General features: G+C 67.1%; 11 protein-coding genes and 1 pseudogene. 10 read left to right on the top strand and 2 right to left on the bottom strand.

Annotated elements, in window-relative coordinates; all coding sequences use genetic code 11:
• The first annotated feature begins 410 nt into the window (after positions 1-410).
• From ACFYY7_RS43415 to ACFYY7_RS43380, 8 genes are all read left to right on the top strand, one after another.
• Entirely contained in the window at positions 411-3,029 is a 2,619-nt protein-coding gene (locus ACFYY7_RS43415) for a Helicase associated domain protein (RefSeq protein ID WP_388671360.1), read from the top strand.
• 499 nt (positions 3,030-3,528) lie between these two features.
• Positions 3,529-5,412: an ATP-dependent endonuclease gene (locus ACFYY7_RS43410; RefSeq protein ID WP_388671357.1), complete on the top strand. Its 1,884-nt coding sequence runs from the start codon at positions 3,529-3,531 to the stop codon at positions 5,410-5,412.
• 766 nt (positions 5,413-6,178) lie between these two features.
• Entirely contained in the window at positions 6,179-7,702 is a 1,524-nt protein-coding gene (locus ACFYY7_RS43405) for a Mu transposase C-terminal domain-containing protein (RefSeq protein ID WP_388671363.1), read from the top strand.
• Positions 7,689-8,468, top strand: coding sequence for an ATP-binding protein (locus tag ACFYY7_RS43400; protein ID WP_241197013.1), 780 nt, complete (start codon positions 7,689-7,691; stop codon positions 8,466-8,468). The genes ACFYY7_RS43405 and ACFYY7_RS43400 overlap by 14 nt, the downstream gene beginning before the upstream one ends.
• Complete coding sequence (locus tag ACFYY7_RS43395; RefSeq protein WP_388671354.1) at positions 8,465-9,550, top strand: hypothetical protein; 1,086 nt, start codon at positions 8,465-8,467, stop codon at positions 9,548-9,550. The genes ACFYY7_RS43400 and ACFYY7_RS43395 overlap by 4 nt, the downstream gene beginning before the upstream one ends.
• A 122-nt stretch (positions 9,551-9,672) precedes the next feature.
• Positions 9,673-10,242, top strand: a complete 570-nt coding sequence (locus tag ACFYY7_RS43390; RefSeq protein ID WP_388671351.1) for a hypothetical protein — start codon at positions 9,673-9,675, stop codon at positions 10,240-10,242.
• Between the two features lie 488 nt (positions 10,243-10,730).
• Positions 10,731-11,657: a hypothetical protein gene (locus ACFYY7_RS43385; protein ID WP_388671348.1), complete on the top strand. Its 927-nt coding sequence runs from the start codon at positions 10,731-10,733 to the stop codon at positions 11,655-11,657.
• A gap of 164 nt (positions 11,658-11,821) precedes the next feature.
• On the top strand, positions 11,822-12,379 hold the full coding sequence (locus ACFYY7_RS43380) for a hypothetical protein (protein WP_388671345.1): 558 nt from the start codon (positions 11,822-11,824) through the stop codon (positions 12,377-12,379).
• 55 nt (positions 12,380-12,434) lie between these two features.
• On the opposite strand, the gene ACFYY7_RS43375 is transcribed toward ACFYY7_RS43380, so the two are convergent.
• Entirely contained in the window at positions 12,435-12,683 is a 249-nt protein-coding gene (locus tag ACFYY7_RS43375; RefSeq protein WP_388671342.1) for a SpoIIE family protein phosphatase, read from the bottom strand.
• Between the two features lie 4 nt (positions 12,684-12,687).
• Entirely contained in the window at positions 12,688-14,025 is a 1,338-nt protein-coding gene (locus ACFYY7_RS43370) for a competence protein CoiA (RefSeq protein WP_388671339.1), read from the bottom strand.
• Between the two features lie 173 nt (positions 14,026-14,198).
• Between ACFYY7_RS43370 and ACFYY7_RS43365 the strand changes: the two are divergent.
• Both ACFYY7_RS43365 and ACFYY7_RS43360 read left to right on the top strand, forming a co-directional pair.
• Positions 14,199-14,312, top strand: a pseudogene (locus ACFYY7_RS43365) (helix-turn-helix domain-containing protein); the annotation flags it as partial.
• A gap of 525 nt (positions 14,313-14,837) precedes the next feature.
• Positions 14,838-15,638 (top strand): Ku protein, encoded by an 801-nt coding sequence (locus tag ACFYY7_RS43360; protein WP_388671336.1) that lies wholly within the window; start codon positions 14,838-14,840, stop codon positions 15,636-15,638.
• The last annotated feature ends 511 nt before the right edge of the window (positions 15,639-16,149 follow it).

Genomic DNA, 16,149 nt, shown 5'->3' with positions numbered 1-16,149 from the left:
GACTGCGGCCCGGATCGCTCCGCGATCCGGGTGGCGGGCCATGCTCCGCATGGCCCTTGGCTGGCTACGGGTTGGGGTGGTCTTGCTGGGAAGCGGGGTGACGGGTCGTGAAGTCCGGGGCTTGCTACCCGTTCTCTGGTCCCTTGAGTCCCTGTCAGGAAGGTTCGGGGGCTGGTAGGGACGGCTCTGCGCAGATGACAGACTGGCGGTTCGGAAACACTTCTTCAGTCAGCGTGCGTCATACTTGATGCCCAGCTAGATTAAGGGGTATGAGCCGATGCCCTGCCGCTGTCCCTGGGGTCGGTTTTCTGTGTCTTGGCTGTCGCTGAAAATGCATGTTACTGCACAGGGATCCGGGTCTTTTCTGGCTTGGAAATATGTCTGAAGCGGTCGATGAGAGGAAACTTTTGGTGACGCTGAAGGAGTTGTTTCCGCATCAGGTGGAGGCGGTCGACGCGGTTCTGAGGGTCTTGCAGACACCTGCGAGCGGACACCTGCCGGCCGAGGGACTGCGGACCCAGGTCATCGCCGCGACCGGCTCCGGGAAGACCCTGATCGCCGTCGCGGCCGCCGAGAAACTCGGCGCGCGGCATGTCCTGGTCCTCGTGCCGACACTGGATCTGCTCACCCAGACCGCGGCCGCATGGCGGGAAGGAGGCCGTACAGGGGCAATGGTCGGGGTCTGCTCTCTCCGGGCCGACGACTCCGACGGTGTGCCGTGCACGACCGACCCTGGCGAACTCGTCGCCTGGGTAAGGGGTCTGGAGCGGGTCACGGTGTTCGCCACGTACGCCGCCGTCGGCCTCGGCATCCTCCAGAACGCGCACGCTGCCGGCCTTGGCGCATGGGACCTCATGGTCGTCGACGAGGCGCACCGCACCAGTGGGTACGCGGGCAAGCCGTGGGCCGCGGTGCACGACCAGACGAAGGTGCCAGCGACCCGGCGGTTGTACATGACAGCGACGGCGCGGATCTGGGAGGCGCCCGAGCATGCCCGGAGTGGTGAGGGCGGGGAGCCGCGGTTGATCGCGAGCATGGATCCGGGGTCGCGGGTATTCGGGCCGGTGGCGTACAAACTGACGCTCTCACAGGCGGTGAGCCGGGGCTTGGTGGCGCCGTACCAGGTGGTGTGCGTCGACATCAGCGACCCCGAGTTCCACCAGCTGCGCGAGGAGGCCGGGTACGGGTCGGACGCTGCACGCGGAGCGCGGCTCGCGGCACTACAGACCGGTCTGGTGACCGCGGCCGCCGAGGAGAACCTGCGGAAGGTACTGACGTTCCACAGCCGGGTCAGTGAAGCCGAAGCCATGGCCACAGGCGTCGTCGACGCGGCCAGGAAGCTATGGGAAGACGATCCGCGACGCTACCCGGAGCCGGAGCGGGTATGGGCGGACTGGCTGTATGGCGAGCATTCGCCGACCCACCGGCGTGCCGTGCTGGAGGAGTTCGCCTCCGACATCATCACGAACCAGGACCAGGTGCAGCTGGTCGAGGGTGGCGTCGGGGGGCGCAGCGGGAATGGCAGGGGTGGCGGGCGCGGCAGGGGTGGGCGGCGGTCGGGGAAGGGGTTGGTGCCGGCGGCGTTGCGGGTGCTGAGTTCGGTGAAGGTGCTGGGCGAGGGTGTCGATACGGCGAATTGTGATTCCGTCGCGTTTTGCGATGCGCGGGGGTCGATGATCGATATCGTGCAAATGGTCGGACGTGCCCTGAGAATCAAGCCCGGTCAGGGGAAGATTGCTTCTCTGATTGTTCCGGTATTTCTCGCTCCGGGTGAAAAGCCGGACGAAATGCTGACCTCTCAGGCGTACGGAACCCTCGCGAAGGTCCTCGGGGCGCTGCGGGCGCATGATACCGAGACGATCGAGCACCTAGCGGATCCCCGTATCCGGAGCGGGAGTTGGCTACCGGAAGGAGTCGGTGAAGGCGAGGCGGAGGGTGAGCGGGAAGTGCCGGAGGGTGTGCGGGGGCCGAGTGTGCCTGCGCGGGAGCTGCTGAAGTTCAGCACGCCCCGGGATCCGGCGTTGCTGGCGCGGTTCGTGAAGCTGCGGGTCATCGAGCCGGAGAACACGTTCTGGCGGCGTGGTATCCAGGCATGCGTACGGTATGTGAAGGAAACCGGGGCGCAGCGGCTGCGGGTGCCGTACGACTACATCACCCCGGACGACTGGGTGCCGGCCGGGTTCCCGCTGGGGACATGGCTCGCCGACCAGCGGAAAACCCACAAGGCGGGGCGTCTTGATGCGGGGCGGGTGGAGCAGTTGGCCGGGCTGGGCATGGTGTGGTCGCACCAGGACGTCGCGTTCGAGGAAGGCCTCACCGCCGCCCGCGCCTGGGCGGCCGTGCACGGACACCTGCTGCCACCCACGACCGCGGTATGGGACGGATACCCCGTCGGGACCTGGGCCAAGAACCAGCGATACGCCGCCCGGGCAGCGGATGCCAATGCGCAGCGGCGGCAGGCCGGCCTGGCTGTCGAGAGCAGTGCGGGAGCATTGACCGAGGCGCGGCGCGCGGCGCTGGAGGAGATTGACCCGGGATGGTGCCCGGTATGGGACACGGGATGGCAGCGGTGCTTCCGGCTCATCCAGAACCTCCTCCAGGACGGCGGGGCCCTGCCGGTGGCGGCCGGCAAAGTGATCGTGCAGGGCGAAGACCTCGGACGCTGGGTCACAGCGCAGCAGCTGGGGTGGGAGCAGTTGCTGCCCGCACAGCAATGGCTCCTGGAGAACGTCCTCGGGATCGAACCCGCCGAAGAAGCAGAACGGCCAGTACGACGGACGCACGACGACATGTGGGCCCTCAACCTGGCAGCCGCACGGCAGTTCCACGCACGGGAGGGGCATCTTCGGGTGCCCCGGAAACACGTCGAGCAGGTGGGGATGGAAGCGGGCTTGGTGGGCTGTCAGAACGGTGATGACGGGGTCGTGGTCGTCAAGCTCGGCACATGGCTCGACAACGTCCGCAAGAGGGCCGACAAGCTCGCCGAGCAGCGGCGGGTCGACCTCGACCAGCTCGGCATGCGCTGGTAGGCGAGCAGGAGAGCGAGGGCGGTTTCGAGCCGCGTGTACTCTCCGCAGACGGCCGAGCCGGGGCGTGGGTCAGACCGAGTTCCGTCGGTGAGTGCGGCGGCCCCATGCCACTCGACTCGTGCGGGTCCTCGATCAAAACCGGAGCGGTTCACAGTCGATGGCAAGGCGGAGCCGGTAGTCGGTCGAGCTCGGCGTCTGGGTGTCGACCACGGGGTCGCACCGCGGCACGCTCATTGCCGAACAGCTGGACGCGCTACGGGAGCTAGGCATGCAGCAGGTTCCATGAGGTGGACAACCAGGGCTGTTGCCATTTGGCCGACCTGCTTGTCGGGTGGGGATGCCAGGCACTCGGGCAGGGGTTGGGTGGGACCGAGAGTGACGCTGCGACGAACGCTCTAGGATGGACCGACCGGGGTTGGGATTAGCGCCACGCGTCCTTGGCAACGCAGGTTGTGGGCTCGCGAAGGATCGTCGGCGCGGGAGTTGGAGCGGTCGCGCAGTGCACCTGAACAGCTTTAGCGTGAGTGGTTTCCGCTCGTTGACCGAGGTCGCAGACATCCCCGTTAGGAAGCCCACGATCCTCGCCGGGCACAACGATGGAGGCAAGAGCGCGCTACTGGACGCTCTTGCCTTCCTGCTTGGCAAACATGTGTTGGCGGAGGACGACCGCACCTACCTGTCCGTCGATGGAAAAGACGAGTCCGCGACGCCGGTGCGGTGTGACGAGACCAGCGTTGTCGGGTCGTTCACTCTGGACACCTGGGAACAGGAGCAATTCAGCCTTCCCGAGCAGGTTCGGCTGCGCCGCTGTTCGGCAGAAGATCTGGTTCCCCGTCTGGAGATCTGGCAGCCCATTCCGGATGATGAGCGGTTGCGTGACCTGTCGCAGCACCTGGTACCGGCGTTGAAGGACATGGTGAAGGAGTTCGATCTCTCTCCCGTCTCCATGCGCAAGCCGGACTTGGAACAGGCTCTGCGCACGTACGGGCGTGAGCACGCCACTTCAGAGGGCTGGATGCCCGCGCATTCCAATCTCGACAAGCGCATGCCGCGGTACCTTCCGTTCGACGGCAAAGTGGCTAAGCCGGATGATGCCGTCAAGACTGCGCTGGTCGGCCGTTTCCAGAGCCACATGGCTGATCCGGAACTCAAGGGCAAGCTCACCATCATCGAGGACGAGGTTCAGGACCGGTTGCGCATTGACGCCAAGTCTCTGTGCGACCACATCCAGACGCGCTGCCCGGACCTGAAGAAGGTCTCCGTCGATCCTGATGTCTCCTTCCAGCAGGGATTCAGGGCTGCGCCGTTGCGCATCGCCCGCCGTGCTGGTGAGGCCGTAGGACTGGACCGCACCGGGTTGGGCAGCAACCGTCGTATCTCACTGGCCATCTGGGAATGGACCAGCGAGCTGCTGGCCGAGGAAGAAGATACCGCCCCTACTGCGGTGAGCCCCTGTGATGGTGAGGCGTCCGAGCCGCCACCGGTGCAGACGATCGTGGTGTACGACGAGCCGGATACCCACCTCGACTACGCCCATCAGCGCAAGATCATGGAGTTGATCCGGGCACAGAGCGCTGTCCGTAATGTCAGCGTGCTGGTGGCGACGCACTCGATGAATCTCATTGACGGGGTCGAGATCTCCGACGTGGTGCATCTGAAGCTGGAAGACCACCGCACTGTGGTGGAACGGCTCGGGGCGGGACTTGTGGGCGACGAGATCGATGCGCACTTGGGGAAGATCGCGGCCGCGGTCGGGTTGCGGAATTCTGTGCTGCTGCACGAACGCTGCTTCCTGGCCGTGGAGGGCGAGACCGAGCAGCGTGCCTTCCCTCTGCTGTTCCGGCTGTGCGAAGGGCTGTCATTGCAGGCAGCTGGCATTGCTCTGTGGGCGTGCTTCAACAACGAAGGCGCCCTGCATCTGGCCCGGTACCTCGTCAAGCAGGGGCGCACGCTCATGCTGGTGGTCGATGCCGACAGCCGCAATGTGAGCAAGGGCATTTTCAAGACCCCCAAGCTCACCCAGTTCTTCGGTCCCCATGCCCGTCGCTACGTGAGCTTCCTCGGCGAACCGGAGGATGATGCCCCGCAGGAGGAGAAGTTCAACGAGCTCGAAGAGCTCTTCCGCGATGACGTATGGGCCCGTGTCGCCAACAAGATCTGGGCCAAAGCCGACGGCGCCTGGCAGCCTGCCGACTTCGCCGCTCTTCGCGGCCGGGGCAAGTTCAGCGGAGCGGTCCAGGAAATGCTGCAAGCAGACAGCGCAAGCGGCCCTGGCGGCAAGCCCGAGATGATGTGCGAGCTGGCCATGGCCCTGGACGACTCGGACGACGTGCCGGAGCAGCTGCGGAGCGTCTTCAAGCGTCTCAGAGAGCTAGCATCCTGAGACGTCCTCGCATGGCTAGTCCACCGCCGGAACCGGAACGGCCTTGCCGGCGGCGGGCCAGCATGCGCTTCTTTCGTTGCTCCAGTGTCGGAGCGACCCACTCGTGCCATCCCACCGGCGGCTTCCACCGCTGCATGTGCTCGCGTTCATCGACCCCGCACCAACGGCAACCGCTGGGCGCAGGTATCCGCAGGTCAGACCCCTCAGTGGACATTGCCACTCCTTCCCCTGACCACATTCTGCCCGTCACCACTGACATCACTCCGTGGCCCGATCGCCCTGCCGGAACTAGGAATCGTGACGGACGCGCGGATGCTGAATCTCAACTCTCCGGCAAATCTCCAATGGTCGCTATCGCAGGATCGTCCGATTGGTCATCTGGCTGGGAGCCCTGCATTTCCTGGCGTGCTAATCAGCGAAGCCGTTGTTTGCCTGCTGTTGCCATGAGTATCGGGCGCGTCCCTGATGCCGTCCCGGGTGGTGGCCTGCCTCACCGGCTCCGGCAGCCTCACCGCGCTGGCCGGGCAGCAGCCGACGTCATTGACCACCCCACAAGCTCAAAACGGCGCCGCTGAGAACAGCACACGGAAGCCGAAAGATGCCGGTGGAGAAGCTTTAGCAGATGCGCTTCGTCACTGTCATCGCAATGCCGGATCCCGTCAGCGGGCTGCAGATGCCGTGAGAGACCTGGAGCATGTCCGACGACAGAACTGGTACACGGCACGCGCAGACGGTGCGTGCCGTCGAGGTCGGCCGGGTGGCTGCGGTGCAGCGGCTGTTCGGCTTGGAGGCCCGGGGCGAGCTGACGTCCGGCCATGTCCGGCTGGTGGCACAGGCCTTGGGGAAGTCGGAGCGGACGGTATGGCGGTGGCTCGCTGCGGCCCGGGCGGAGGGCCGCCTGGACCGGATGCCGGCCGGGCGGTTCACGGTGACGGCTGAGGTCCGGCAGCTGCTGGCCTTGTGGGGCGGAAACGCCTCCCGGGTCCACGCCGAACTCGTCGAACGTGCCCGCAAGGATCCCGGGCGACCCAAGGTTCCCTCGCTGGCGACACTGCACCGGGCCATCCGCCGGGACCTGACCGCCGGCGAGCGGGCCGGGCTCAGGCAGGGCGAGAAGGCGCGGCGGGCGCATGACGTGTTCGCCAAGCGTCCGCCCACTCACCGCAACGTGGTCTGGGAGGGCGATCACAAGCGGGTGCCGGTCCAGGTGGACGTCGAGGGCGAGCTGGTCTGCCCGTGGGTGACCTGGTTCATCGACTGCGCGACCAAGGTGATCGTCGGTGTGGCCGTCACCCCGCACGCACCCTCCAGGGACGCGGTCCTGGCCGCGTTGCGGTCCGCGATCGACCGGCGGGCACCATACGGGCCCGCGGGTGGGCTGCCCGCCGCTATCCGGGTGGACCGGGGCAAGGAGTTCCTGTGCCGTACGGTCACTGGCGCGATGGGGGCGTTCGCCGTCGCGGTCATCGACCTGCCCGCCTACACCCCGCATCTCAAGGGCACGGTCGAGGCGCTCAACGACGCCGTCGAAGAGATGCACTTCGTGCTCCTGCCCCGCTACACCCACCGGCCCAAACTCACCGGCGGGCGCCCGGCGGACCCCGACGCGCCCGCGCTCACCTTCGCCTCTTTCGTCAGCGGCCTGCTGGATTGGGTGCGGTGGTGGAACAGCGAGCACCGCCCCGATGCCCTGGGCGGCAGGACACCGCTCCAGGCGTGGGCGGCCGACCCCACCTCCGTGGCCGATGTGCCAGCCGAGCAGCTCGCCGGTTTCGCCCTCGAGGACGACGGACGGGAACGCACCATCACCACTCACGGCATCCGCTGGCACCGCCGGGACTACATCGCCGACTGGATGGTGGGCCGTACCGGCACCCGCGTCGTGGTCCGGCACCTCCCCCACCACGACGACCTCATCGAGGTCTTCGACACCACCGGGGCCCATCTGGGCAGCGCGTACCTGGCCGACGCAGCCACTGGCGAGCAGATCCGTGCGCTCAAAGCCGCGCGCACCGCGGCCGCCCGCCGCCTGCGCGCCGATCTCAAGGCCGCCGAGAAGCTCCGGCGGGACCGCTTCAAGGCCCAGACCGTTGCCGCGCCCGCCACACGCAGCCGGACCCCCACCCACAGCGAAGCGGCCGGCGAACTCGACGAGACCGGTCGGAACGGGCGCAGGACACTGGCCCGCCCCGACCTCATCCCTCACACTCCCGCGCCCGATCACTGGGCCAGGCCCATCGACCCCTCATCCACCGAGCAGGAAAAGGACCGTCACAGTGACACGAACTGACCTGGCCTACGGGCGTCTGCCCGCAATGCGTGACGATCATTTCCTCGGCCTCGAAGACGCCCAGCTGGTCGGCACGGAATCACTGCTGACCACCAAGGACAACATCGAAGCAGTCATCAAGGCCAAAGCCATGATGTGCGCGTACGGGCCGGCCGGCTACGGCAAGACCATGGCCGTGAACTCCGCCCTGCGCGAGCTGGCACCGCGGGCGACCTACCGGCTCGAGCTACGGGCCGGACCCACCCCGCGCGACATCCGGCACGGCCTGTTCAAAGCGCTGCGGCTGCCCGGTGAACCACCGAGGCGGCCCAGCGAGTTCGATGCCCTCCTCAAAGAGGCTCTCGCCGAACAGTTCCGGGTCCTGGTCTGCGACGAGGCACAGTGGATGAGCCGGACCGGATTCGAGTTCTGGCGCCACCTGTGGGACGACAAGCACACCGACATCGCGGTCATCTTCGCCGGCGGCGACAACTGCTACCGCGTACTGCGGCGCGAGCCGATGCTGGCCTCGCGGATCTACATCTGGCAGGAGTTCACCCGCCTGCCCAAGAACCAGATCCGCAAAGTCATCCCCGCCTTCCACCCCATATGGGCCACCTGCGAGCCCTCGCTGATCGACATGGTCGACCAGGAAGCCGCCCACGGCAGCTTCCGTAACTGGGCCAACATCACCGCCCACCTGGTCTCCGGCATGGACAAGACCGGCACCGAACACGTCACCGAAGAGCTCATCCACTGGGTCTACAGCAAGATCGGCGGCATGTGAGCCGCAGCAACACCCCGGCCACGCGCAGCGCAGCCTCACGAGGCCGAAGACACACAGCAGCCCGAGCAGTCCGTATCGTCATCGACGCCGACGACCACCCCGCATGGACGGCAGCCGCCCTGGACGCGCACTCCCCCGAGAACGGACGCGTCACCATCCACCCCTCCCCCGGCTCGTCCGCCCCGCCCGCTATGGCCCAGGACATCCTGTGCGCGCTCGGCAAACGGCTCCCGCCCCGCGGTATGGACGCGCCCCGGCACCGCGCCTCGTGGGCAGACATGGTGGGCCCCGCCTGGACCGCAGCCGCTTCCTGGATCAACGCGCACCGGACCGGACACCTCATCGTCCTGCGCGCTCACACCCTTACCCCGGCGCGGTGGGAACAACTCGACACACTCCGAGCCCGTACCGGAATCCACCTCACCCTCATCTGGCACCGTAAGCCGGACACCCGTCTCACCGAACGAGCAGCCAGGCTCAGCACCGGCTGCCAGAGGACCGACGACTTCGACACGGCCCGGGACAGGCTCCGGGAGAAAGGCCCTGCACACCCGGGCACGAGACCGCACACAGACGGCCCCGACACCCACGCCCGTGGCAGCGGACACGAACTCATCCAGCAGGTACAGCAGATCGGACACCCGCTCCACGCAGGGCTCCTCGCTGCCCAACTCCTCGGCCACACAGACCAGCCCGAACAACTCGCCGCCATCCGCCTCGCAGACCTCGCTCCCGACGCCACCGCCCTCGCCCTCCCCCGCCGGCCGTACCGGCCCACCAGCACACGCCACTGGCACCCCGTCCCCACATGGGCGCAGCCGTTGCTGATCGCCGCGCGGGCCTGGCACTACCTCAACGGTCACCACCACCCCAGCAGGCACCTGTTCCAGCACACCAACTTCCACCACCACAACCAACTCACCGAGACTGCCGCAACACTGGGCATCACGCCCGCCATCACCACCCTCACCGGCGACCCCGCATGGCCAACCCCGCTGTCCGATCCCGGTGAAGGTGGCGAACGCCCGCCGATCGTGGCGAACCGGCGAGAGAACGTATGGCCAAGTTCGGTGAGCGACTGAGCAGCCCCGCCCTCCCCCTCCATTCGCCATGCCGTGACTGCAACTGTGCCAGTCGGTCTGCCCGGACCAGGAAGATCTGATCACGGCACCACGGGCAGGTGCCCTTGGGGATGATGTCGGGCATGACAAGCGAAGTAGCGACCATCACAGCTGCGGCAATCGCCGGGATGGTGGCGTTGGCGGGAGTGGTTAGTGGCTTCTTCCTCGGCCGGCGGCAGGTCAGGGACCAAGCTGCGGTTGAGCACGGCCAGTGGCTCCGTGGACAGCGTCAGGACGCATACGTTGCACTCCTTGATGCCTGGGACACCGCGGTGAAGGAATTCCAAGAGGAGATCGACCAGGGAGAGTACTTCGACGAAATAGCGGCGCATGAGGAAGCCCGGATGGGCGACAGCTTCTGGGAGGACCACGAAGAGAGTACGGCGGCCCATGTGGATCGGATCTCTGAAGGTGTGCAGCGTCCCCTGGAGCGGGTACTGCTTCTCGGCCCGGAGCTTGTGGACAAAGCGTGCATCAACCTTGCCGAGGCACTGGAGGCCCTGGGATCTTCGGTGCGCTCGAAATCCGGAACCTCGGGCTGGCCCAACTACGACATGTATCGCGACATGTACAGGAATGCGGGGAAAGCTCGCAGTGCTTTCCTGGACGCGTCACGCGAATCCATGCGCGCGGCACCACGCCCCGGCCGCTGACCCATCGGACGGCCACGGAGGAGACGGACAGAGCCGCTCTGCCGCACACTCAATTCGACCTTTCGCCGGCTCGCCGTGATCAGCGGTCCGTTCGCCACCTTCACCGGGATCGGGCACCCGCCCACACCACACCACTGATCAGCACGAACACCCCCACCCTCATAGCGATCAGCAGCGAAACGACCACCACACCCCGCAAGAACGACAGTCCCTCATCGGCATCCGCTGTCAGAACCCAGCACCCCGCATCATCAGCCAGGAAACACCACCAAGCCACTGACAAAACGATGACGAACACCCACCGACAAAACGACACTGATCACCAGGCCGTATGAGCAAAGTAGTCAATTACTCCATGGCGAACCGCGGGGAAGTTGTGCGTTTTCTGCCGGCCCTGGGCCTGAACGATGACGAATCGCGGCTCCTGGACGGGATGCAGGAGCGGGCGCGGGCACGCCAGGAATTCTTCGCATGGCTATCCTCGGACCATGCCTGTCCAGCCCAGCCGCCCACGCAGCGAAGTCGTCGCCGTCCTTCAAGATCGTCTGGAGCGCGCGAGGAAGGCGGTCGAGGGGAAGGGCATGCCCCGGGACGCGCCTTGGTCGGTACCAGTTATCCAACCGGAGGTGGGCCAGTTCGGCGGAGCCGAAGCGGTGCGGTCCGCTGCGCGGGCTGCGGCCCGGAAGGCCGGCATCAAGGTCCGCACCTACGCCACCTGCCGAGCCGACAACGCTGCGGAGCAAATGGTCGTGATCGGCAACCGTGGTGGCCTGCCTCAGCCGCGCACCGCGCCAGGGCCGGATCCGCGATGGCCTGCGTTCACCCTCAATGAGGACGCCGGGCCCGGCCATGAGTGCGACTGCGGCAACGAGCCCTGTCTGAGTGCCGGTCTGACCCGGGCCGCACAGGAGAGGTGGCTGATCTCGGACTGGTACTCGCTCACGCCCCTCACCGACCTGCGGACCCTTCCGGCCGAGCAACGCTCGCGCGACCGGGACGCCCTGTTCGCCCGCCACCGCTCCCACAGCTGGGACGATCACATCCTGGATCTGTCCCCGTTCCGGGAGGGGTCCATGGAGCTCGGGCCACTCGGGGACGTGCAGGTCTACGCCACCAATCCGCACGGTCGCTACAAGGGCCGCTCCCACGGTGTGGGTTGCCGCTACGCCGAGTCCGTCGGCGAGCAGCACGAAATCCTCACCCTCGCCGACTTCGTCCCCTTGCTGCCCGAGCCCGTGCGGCATTCCCCCGACGGGTACGACAGCCTCGCCGACATCTTCAAAGAAATGATGTACGCGGACCGGTCCGCCGACCGCTGGTGCCATTCCTGCGGCGGCTACGCGGTGCGCCGCTTGAGCCCGGACCAATGCGCTTACTACCAAGGTCAATTGGCGGCCTACCGGGCCTCTCGGTGATCTCGCATTGCCGAATTTTCCAGGCGGGGTCTGTGTGCTGGGGACGGTGGCTGTTGCGGGGCGCTCCAAGCGATCTCTGTCACCGCCAGGGGTCTGCCCCACGTGCGAAGGAATGTCGGCCATCGCCAGCACATCCGCGTGTCGCGGCCCCTAGGATCTGGACGGTGAGGAACACCAAGCAATTCCAGAGCGCCGTGGCCGACACCCTTGCTGAACTGGCACGACTGGGCGTCACCGCCCGTCCGGGGACCGTGGCCGACACCATTGAGCGGAACGTCACCGCAGTGGCAACTCAGATGGGCATCCAGGTGCGGTCGGCCTGGCGGTACTTCAGCGCGGCAGGGCTTGCCAAGTCCATCGCCGCTCAGCGGGAGCATAAAAACGAAAGCGGCCAGGAAGGGATCGGGCAGGCCCCCCTGCCTCCGCTCGGCAACCCCGAACTCGCTGTGATCCTTGCAGGGGTTCCCGACTCCCTGGCCGAGAACGGTGGCGATCTCTACGCCGTGCTCCTCAACGTCGCAGTCAATGCATGGATGGCCGGCCACATCCACGGCGAGGACGGGTGCACCGGCTGCGAGGGCAGCCGTACGGCAGCTGGTCATGACTGGGCGGCCAGGATGAACGAGATCCGCCGGCTGATGCCTGATGTGGACAAGTGGTACGACCGCGACGTGTGGACGGCAGCCCTGCACGACAGCGGATTCGCTGTCACTCGGCGCTGAACCAACAGCCCTTCCCCGGCTCTTCCTTGTGCATCAACCACCCACACCCGGAGCCTCAGAGTTGGACGACGACGCGGGCGATGTCGTCGTCTAAGCCGTCCTTATGTGGTGGGAGGTCGGTGAGGAGGGCGTCGGCCAGGGGTTCGGGGCCGAGATGGCCGTGCCGGGTGGGGTTCTGGATGAGGCGGGCCAGTCCGGTGTCGATGTCCTGGTCGCGGCGTTCGATAGGTCCGTCTGTGTAGAGCACGAGGGTGGCGCCGGGCGGGTCTGAGCGATGTACATGGCCCGGGCGTCCGGGAGTCACAGGGTCAGACGACGGCTGTCTGATAGTCCAGGACCGGCAGTTCCTGTCTCAGGAGACTGATGCAGCGAGCGCGGCGTTCCTCGGCCGGAAAGATCAGGCGGACGCCGACGTCTCGCAGGAACACACATGCGGTGGAGTGCGCTGGCAATGGGTCAAAGACACCGAGGAGGGTTCCGTCGTCGTCCACGAGGGGGACCCCGCTGGCATAGCGGCTGTCGCCGACGCTGCAGCCGACGCTCACGGGCACCCGGTGCTCCTGGGTGAGGCGGGCGATGGCTCGCTGGATGCCGGGCAGCATGGCCGAGTGCCGCGCCAGGGCAGGGCGGGTGGGATCTGTTCTCGCAATGAGCTCGATGGAGCGGGCGGCCTGGCGTGCCCACTGTCGGCGTTCCTCGGCCTCTTGTCGCTGCTGTTCGTCGCGGCGGAGTTCCTTCTCGTCGCGCTCGCGCGCGGCCCGCAGTTCAGCACGAAGCCGCCATCGTTCTTCCTCCCGCCTCGCGCTCTCGGCTGCCTGGCGTTTCTGCTGCTCCTGCCAGTCCGTGTAGGACTTCTCTGCGCGGATGTGTGCCTCGGTGGTCCACACCGCCGCCAGAGGCCGCGCCGTGTGCGTCATGGCCGCCCGCGGTCGGTGGGAGAGGATCTGGTTGGTGAACAGCCAATCCATGAACTGCACGATCGAGACAGGGTCTTGCGTCCGCCACGAGGGATGTGCGAACCGGGCCAGGCCCTCGACTGCGGCTAGGCCGTCCTCACCCGCCGCCAGGCGCACCGAGGGGACAACGCCCAGCCAGGGTGGCCGGGGACGATCTGAGAACCACACCGAGAAGACCCCGTCCGCTGCCATGCGCTGCGTACGGTCTCGTATATGGTCCGGGGTGATGGGCGCGAGCTGAGCCTCCAGTGCAATGCGGCGGTCGCCGGCCGAGGCGAGGACGTCGGCGCGCCAAGAGCGGCCGGGGCCGCTCACCTCCAGGCCGGCGGTCCAGCCTGCGCCCCGGGCGGCGGTCGCCAGTTCCAGCTTGAGGAGATGGTGTGCCATCGACTCCTCGGCCAGCGCGCAGGCCTGGGCCCCGGGGAGATGCGCGAAGAATCTCAGCCCTCGCGGTGACACCTTGGCCCGCAGGCCGTGCGTGCACTCCGGGCACCTCAGGTCGGCCGGCGGCCGGACACGGTGAACAGCCTCCCATGCCCAGCCGCAGCCGAGGTCCTTCACCGTCGCATCCAGACGTCCCCGCTCCGGATGTATTGCCGTCAGCCCCATCGAGCACCTCCCCCCGGCCATACTCATCTCGGCCGTCAACGCGACCGCTGCGCATAACCGCACCGGAGCCGAGAACGGCATAGTGGCCGAAGCCGCCGACTACTTCACCAGCCTCGGCCGTGCCACACAGCAGCAGATTCTGGCAGAGGAAGCTGTCGGCGTGCTTTGAACCGTGACCCCCTTTCGGTCGATGAAAAGTGCCCCCTTCCGTGATCGAGTGATCAGTCTGGCTCCATGGGAGTCAGGTGGAAGAGGTGATCGGTGTGGAGGACTGGGCTGAGATCCGGCGGCTTCACCGTGCGGAGGGAATGTCGATCAAGGGGATCGCGCGGCATCTGGGGATCGCCCGGAACACTGTGCGGCGGGCCGCCCCGGCCAGGACCAGGGTCTGGAGCGTGAGCCGGGCGGGTCGGTCCGATTCCGCTCGTGAACGAGACCGAACGCTGCCGGTTCGTCGCGGCGTAATCGAAAGAAGCGGCAGCACGGCCTTGCCAGTTCGACACGGAGAGCGGCTGTGCGAGGTGTTCAGTCGGCGGGGGTGCGGTCGCGCCACCATCGTAGGGCCCGGTTACCCGTGGGCTGTGGCGCCATAGCGGCGGTCGTCCATGCTGTGCGGACGGTTGTGGGCGGCTCCGGGAAGTCGGGGTCGTGGCGGGCTATGTGATCGGCGAACGTCGGCACAGCATTGTGGATGGTGACGACCATGTTCCCCCGAGACCGGCCGCCCACCCAGTCCATCAGTGGCATTCACAGGCGCAGCGACAACCGCAGTCGGGATGGTCACCGCTACGAAGGCGCCTGGTAGGTGTCAGGTCACCGCTGGGTGGGCTGCTCGTGTCTGGCGTGGAGTAGTCCGCTGTGCGCGCCTGTGCTGGTCGGTAGAGGCTGGGGGTATGGATGGCAGGGTGCCCGCGCGGTCGGTCTGGAAGGGGGTGTTCTCCTTCGGCATGGTGGTACTGCCTGCGCGTCTGTACTCGGCCACCGAGGAGCACAAGGCCAGGCTCAGGGAGGTTCACTCCGTCGATTCCGGCCGGATCCGTCATAAACGCGTGTGCGAGCTGGAAGGCGGGGGCGAGGAGGTCCCTCACGAGAACGTGGGCCGGGCATTCGAGCTGCCGGATGGGCGGCTGGTGCCGCTGACGGACGAGGACCTGGACCATCTTCCGTTGCCGACCCGGCACGTCGCCGAGGTCCTTGGTTTCGTTCCGGGGACGGACATCGACCCGATCAGCTACGGACGGGCCTACTACGCCGCGCCAGACGGGCCGGCTGCGGACCGCCCGTACGTGCTGTTGACGGAGGTCCTGGCACGCACCGGGTACGTGGGCCTCTGCAAGATCGCCATTGGCCGCCGCGAGCGGATGGCGGTGCTGCGGCCGAGGCACGGAGTCCTGGTGTGCCAGACCCTGCTGTGGCAGGACGAGCTGCGCGATCCCGGCGACCTGGCTCCATCGACACCGGTGACGGACCAAGAGCTTCAGCTCGCCGAAACGCTGCTGTCTGAATTGACCGGGATTGAGATGCGGGAACTGCACGACGAATACGGTCGCGCGCTGGAGCAACTGGTGGATGCCAAGGTCTCGGGCGGCGACGTTGAGACGCTGCCGGTACCCCAGCCGGCCGCCGACCTGCTTGCAGCCTTGGAGCAGAGCGTGCGAGCCGCGCGCACCTCCCGATCAGGTGAGGCTGACTAGCCAGTCGGCGGGCGGGCAGCGCGTACGTGCCCTCCACCTGGACCGTCCGTGCGAGGTGGGAACGTCAGTCTGCGCGTTCATGAACTGAAGTCGCCTGGCCGGAAGGAAGGGGCGGTCTGCGACTGCACAGCGGGGGGCGGCATGACCCGCTCCAGGTCGCGTAGTACCCGCTGAGCCTCCCCGCGGACCTGGGCGGGGACATCGCCCTGCTCAACGACAAGGCGGGTGTAGATCGGGGTCTCCTGGAACACGGGCGAGGTCTGCTTTCTGGTGCGGGACAGCGAACGGGAGTCCGCGACAGCGGTGCGCTGCCGCGTCGGCCGGTGGCCCGACCGGTGCTGGCCGAGGCCCGTTTACAGCTGGAGATCGAGGCCGAACTGATTCAATCAGGTCGGTGAAGAGCTCCTGTGCGGCCTCCCCCCCCCCAGCGCCTCGTGCACCACCGGCCAGCTCGTCAGCGCGCAGCAACTGGGCAACCGCGACGTAGCCGCGAGCGGCGACCGCACCCGGC

Origin of the sequence: Streptomyces sp. NPDC001933 (assembly GCF_042890955.1) — a bacterium.
In the GTDB taxonomy this organism is placed as follows: domain Bacteria; phylum Actinomycetota; class Actinomycetes; order Streptomycetales; family Streptomycetaceae; genus Streptomyces.
Note: the sequence above shows the minus strand (reverse complement) of the source record. Positions and strands in the feature narration are given on the sequence as shown.